General features: G+C 59.8%; 5 protein-coding genes and 1 tRNA gene. All 6 read right to left on the reverse strand.

Annotation, left to right across the window (positions count from 1 at the left end; all coding sequences use genetic code 11):
* Nucleotides 1-294: NADH-quinone oxidoreductase subunit A (gene ndhC / locus AC1D0Z_RS15600; protein ID WP_477659136.1), on the reverse strand; the 294-nt coding region annotated here is incomplete at its 3' end.
* 98 nt (nt 295-392) lie between these two features.
* Nucleotides 393-477: transfer RNA gene (locus AC1D0Z_RS15605), tRNA-Leu, on the reverse strand.
* A 114-nt stretch (nt 478-591) separates the two neighbouring features.
* Nucleotides 592-1008, reverse strand: coding sequence for a preprotein translocase subunit SecG (gene secG / locus AC1D0Z_RS15610; RefSeq protein ID WP_477659137.1), 417 nt, complete (start codon nt 1006-1008; stop codon nt 592-594).
* 33 nt (nt 1009-1041) lie between these two features.
* On the reverse strand, nt 1042-1800 hold the full coding sequence (tpiA, locus tag AC1D0Z_RS15615) for a triose-phosphate isomerase (RefSeq protein WP_477659138.1): 759 nt from the start codon (nt 1798-1800) through the stop codon (nt 1042-1044).
* Entirely contained in the window at nt 1797-2795 is a 999-nt protein-coding gene (locus AC1D0Z_RS15620; protein ID WP_477659139.1) for an NAD(P)H-quinone oxidoreductase, read from the reverse strand. Before AC1D0Z_RS15620 ends, tpiA begins: the two co-directional genes overlap by 4 nt.
* Before the next feature lie 77 nt (nt 2796-2872).
* Complete coding sequence (gene pnp / locus AC1D0Z_RS15625; protein ID WP_477659140.1) at nt 2873-4990, reverse strand: polyribonucleotide nucleotidyltransferase; 2118 nt, start codon at nt 4988-4990, stop codon at nt 2873-2875.
* Between the last annotated feature and the right edge of the window lie 263 nt (nt 4991-5253).

Genomic DNA, 5253 nt, shown 5'->3' on the forward strand with positions numbered 1-5253 from the left:
AATCATGACCGACCAGAAGCCGACAGGACCGATTTCCTTGAGCGCCACGGCCCAGGGAAAGAGAAATGCAATTTCGAGGTCAAAAAGAATGAAGAGGATGGCGACCAGGTAATAGCGCACATCGAACTTCATGCGGGCATCTTCGAAAGCCTCGAAGCCGCATTCATAGGGGGAGTTTTTTTCGCTGTCGGGACGCACAGGGCCCAACAATCGCCCCAGGACCTGAGGCACCACGCCGACACCCACACCAACCAGAATAAACAAAAGAACAGGAAGGTATTGATCGAGGTTCATCGTGGATTCAACTTCTGAAAAGCCACTTGCGCGGTTTGCTTCAGCTGCCGTTTGAGCCGACAACATTGCCGGAGCGCTGCTGCCGATGCATGTCAATCTGGTGCGGACGGCGAGACTCGAACTCGCACACCTTTCGGCACTACCCCCTCAAGATAGCGTGTCTACCAATTTCACCACGTCCGCGGTTTTTAACTGACTGGATGGCATGAGGAACCTTGCGGTTTTGGCTTTCCAGACAGTCTTAGAGTTTACCCCGAAATATTGCCGCACCCGGCTACGGGCACCAGCAAAATCTCGTTATTTCGTCGGGATTTGCGCAGCACCCGATGCGGCAGGTGCAGCTGGAACCGGAACTGCCGTGCCGGTGGCCGCAGGAGCCGAGGTCCCCGGAATCTGGGCCGCACCGGAAGCGGCGGGAGCAGGCGCCGGCGCCGTCACTGCAGCACCTTCGAGAACGCTGGAGCTGGTGCGCCCCGAGACATTACCAAAGTAAGCAAGCAGCAAGGTGGAGGCAAAAAACAACGCAGCCAGAACCCCGGTAGTACGCGACAGGAAATTGGCACTGCCGCTGGCGCCAAAAAGGCTGCCTGAACCGCCGCTGCCGAACGCCGCGCCCATGTCTGCGCCCTTGCCGTGTTGCACCAGGATCAGGCCAATCATGCCAAGCGCCGAAAGCATCTGCACGGCGAGGACAATGGTTAATACAACGTTCATTTTTACTCCTAATTTAATAGCGTGCTGCGCTCGTCAGTTGCGGGCTGCAGCAATAATTGTCAAGAAATCGGTGGCCTTCAGGGATGCGCCGCCAATCAGGCCGCCGTCGATGTCAGGCTGGGCTAGCAGTGTTGCGGCGTTGGCCGCATTCATGCTGCCGCCATACAGAATTTTCACGCGAGCAAACTGATCCGTCGCCGCCTTCAGTTGGCTCCGCAGCACCGCGTGCATCGCCTGCGCCTCGTCCGGGGAAGCGGTCTTGCCGGTGCCGATGGCCCATACAGGTTCATAGGCCACCACAATCTCGCTGATGCAATGTCCGTTGGCATGAATCACCGCCGCCAGCTGACGCTTGACGACCTCTTCCGTATGCCCAGCTTCGCGTTCGGCCAGCGTTTCGCCAACACACACAATGGGCGTAACACCACAGGCCAGTGCAGATTTCGCCTTGTCGGCCACCACCGCATCAGTCTCGCCGTGATATTGGCGGCGTTCCGAATGACCAACAATGGCAAAACGGCAACCAAACTCCTTGAGCATGGTGGCACTGACTTCACCCGTATAAGCGCCGCCGGCATGTACGGACACATCCTGCGCACCAAGCTCAACGACGGACAGACCGGGCTTTGCAGTTCGCAATTGCTGAACCTGTGCCAGGTAAGGCGCGGGCACACAAATCGCCACATCGCATGCCGGAGGATTGGCCAACCCCTTGGCCAGGGCCTCGAGCAAGGCCGCGTTGGCCTCCAGGCTGCCGTTCATTTTCCAATTACCAGCAATTAGCTTTTTCATGGTGTCGGCGACCAGGTTAAAACGATTTTTCCGACATGCTGATTGGACTCCATCAGCGCGTGCGCCTTGGCCGCATCAGCGGCGGCAAACGTACTGTGAATCACAGGCTTGACAGCGCCGCTGGCAATCAGCGGCCAGACTTTTTCTTTCAACGCAGCCGCGATGGCCGCCTTGAATTCGACGGAACGCGGACGCAAGGTCGAACCAGTGATCGTCAGGCGCTTGCGCAGCACGAGGCCGGCATTGAATTCAGCCTTGACGCCGCCCTGCAAGGCAATGATGACCAGGCGGCCGTCCTCGGCCATGCAGTCAACCTCTCGCGTCACATACCCGCCAGCCACCATATCGAGAATGACGTCAACGCCCTTCCCGTTCGTGAGCTTTTTGACCTCTTCGGAGAAATCGCTGGTTTTGTAATTGATGGCATGGTCAGCACCCAACGCCACGCAGGCGGCGCACTTGTCGTCACTGCCTGCCGTGACCAGCACCGTGGCCCCCAATGCCTTGGCAATCTGGATGGCCGTCACGCCGATGCCGCTGGAGCCGCCCTGAATCAACAGTGTTTCGCCCGGCTGCAAATGAGCGCGCTCGAACACATTGCTCCAGACCGTGAAAAAGGTCTCAGGCAGCGAAGCCGCTTCGATATCGCTGAGGCTTGCAGGCACCGGAAGGCACTGAGCAGCGGGAGCAACACACAGCTCGGCATATCCCCCGCCCGCGACCAGCGCACAGACGCGGTCGCCGATTTTCAAACCCGCGGCGGTCAAGGCTTTTGCATCGCCAGACACRATGACACCCGCCACTTCAAGCCCCGGAATGTCCGATGCCCCCGGCGGTACTGGATAGTGACCCATGCGCTGAAGCACATCGGGGCGGTTGACGCCGCTGGCGCTCACGCGGATCACTACCTCGCCAGGACCTTCAATGGGCGCCGGGCGATCAGCCAGGCACAACACCTCAGGCTTGCCGTAGGAGGTAATTTCAACAACTTTCATGGCGTATCAATGTCATTTGAGCCGCCAGCCCTTTGTACAAGAGCGCAGGCAGCTACAAAATCAATAGCAGGTATTGATCAACCCCGGTCCTGATCCTGGGCCGGACGGTCCAGCAGGGCCTTCATGGACAGCTTGACGCGGCCCTTTTCGTCGGTCTCAAGAACCTTCACCTTGACGATCTGGCCTTCGCTCAGGTAGTCGGTGACTTTCTCGACGCGTTCGTGGGCGATCTGGCTGATGTGCAGCAGGCCGTCCTTGCCGGGCAGCAGGTTGATCAGCGCGCCGAAGTCCAGGATCTTGGTGACCGGGCCTTCATAGACCTTGCCGATTTCGACTTCAGCGGTGATCTCGGCGATACGGCGCTTGGCCTCGTCGGCCTTGGCGCTATCGTTCGAGGCGATGGTGATGGTGCCGTCTTCCTCGATGTTGATCTGCGTGCCGGTTTCTTCGGTCAGCGCACGGATAACGGCGCCGCCCTTGCCGATCACGTCGCGGATCTTCTCGGGATTGATCTTCATGACGTAGAGGCGTGGCGCGAAGTCGGAAACTTCAGCCTTGGCTTCGCCCATGGCTTCCTGCATCTTGCCCAGGATGTGCATGCGGGCTTCCTTGGCCTGGGCCAGTGCGACCTGCATGATTTCCTTGGTGATACCCTGGATCTTGATGTCCATCTGCAGTGCGGTGATACCGAAGGTGGTACCGGCAACCTTGAAGTCCATGTCGCCCAGGTGATCTTCGTCGCCCAGGATGTCGGTCAGCACGGCGAAGCGGTTGTCTTCCTTGATCAGGCCCATGGCGATACCGGCCACGTGGGCTTTCATCGGCACACCGGCGTCCATCAGCGACAGGCAGCCGCCGCAGACCGAAGCCATCGACGAGGAACCATTCGATTCGGTGATTTCAGACACTACACGCATGGTGTACGGGAATTCTTCCTTCGTGGGCAGCACGGCGATCAGCGCGCGCTTGGCCAGGCGGCCGTGGCCGATTTCACGGCGTTTTGGCGAGCCGACACGGCCGGTTTCGCCGGTGGCGAACGGAGGCATGTTGTAGTGCAGCATGAAGCGGTCTTCGTAGTCGCCCGACAGCGCGTCGATGCGCTGCGCGTCGCGCTCGGTGCCCAGCGTGGTCACGACCAGTGCCTGGGTTTCGCCACGTGTGAACAGGGCCGAGCCGTGCGTGCGTGGCAATACGCTGTTGCGGATTTCAATCGCGCGAACGGTGCGCGTGTCGCGGCCGTCGATGCGAGGCTCACCGGCCAGGATCTGGCTGCGAACGATTTTGGCTTCGATGTCGAACAGCATGCCTTCAACGGCAACGCCGTCAAACTCAACGCCGTCAGCCTTCAGTGCGGCCATGACTTCCGAGGTCACCACGCGGCAGGCTTGTGTACGGGCTTGCTTGGCGCGGATCTGGTACGCGGCTTGCAGCTTGGCGCCGGCGAGTTCGTTGACCCTGGCGATCAGTGGTTCGTTCTTGGCGGGCGCTTTCCAGTCCCAGACCGGCTTGCCGGCGTCGCGCACGAGTTCATGGATCGCGTTAATGGCGATGTTGCCCTGCTCATGGCCAAACACCACGGCGCCGAGCATGATTTCTTCGGACAGCTGCTGGGCTTCGGACTCGACCATCAGCACGGCGGCTTCGGTGCCGGCCACGACGAGATCCATCTTCGAATCCTTGAGCTGGGTCTTGCCGGGATTCAGAACGTACTGGCCGTCGATGTAGGCCACGCGTGCGGCGCCGATGGGGCCGTTGAACGGGATGCCGGAGATCGACAACGCGGCGCTCGAGGCGATCAGCGCGGGGATGTCGCCTTCCACTTCAGGGTTCAGCGACAGCACGTGGATCACGACCTGCACTTCATTGAAGAAGCCTTCGGGGAACAGCGGGCGAATCGGGCGGTCGATCAGGCGGGAGGTCAGCGTTTCGAATTCGCTGGGGCGGCCTTCGCGCTTGAAGAAGCTGCCGGGAATGCGGCCGGCGGCGTAGGTTTTCTCGAGGTAGTCGACGGTCAGGGGGAAGAAGTCCTGGCCGGGCTTGGCATCGGTCTTGGCGACCACGGTGGCCAGCACCACGGTGCCGTCCATGTCGACGATGACTGCGCCGCTGGACTGGCGTGCGACTTCGCCGGTTTCCATGGTGACCTTGTGCTGGCCCCATTGGAAAGACTTGGTGACTTTGTTGAAAATGCTCATGTTCTTATCTCCACTAAATTCACGCACTTGAGGCAGTGCGGGAGGCCCGGAGCGGCGGCTGGCTGAACACGATGCCATTCCACAAAATGCCTGGGATCAGGTGCCTGACCAGGGCTTTTCTTGTGGAATGACACAGCGCGTGCTCGTTTTGCCTTGCTCCGAAGTAAAAAGCGCCTGAGCTAGTGAACTAACTCAGGCGCTTTCAAATCGTTTTTACCGATTACTTGCGCAGGCCAAGCTTGGCGATCAGCGCGGTGTAACGG

It is taken from the genome of Polaromonas sp. P1_E3, assembly GCF_056405935.1.

Coding starts and splice junctions, on each gene's coding strand:
- pnp (WP_477659140.1), bottom strand. CDS start 4,990: ATGAGCATTTTCAACAAAGTCACCAAGTCTTTCCAATGGGGCCAGCAC.
- tpiA (WP_477659138.1), bottom strand. CDS start 1,800: ATGAAAAAGCTAATTGCTGGTAATTGGAAAATGAACGGCAGCCTGGAG.
- secG (WP_477659137.1), bottom strand. CDS start 1,008: ATGAACGTTGTATTAACCATTGTCCTCGCCGTGCAGATGCTTTCGGCG.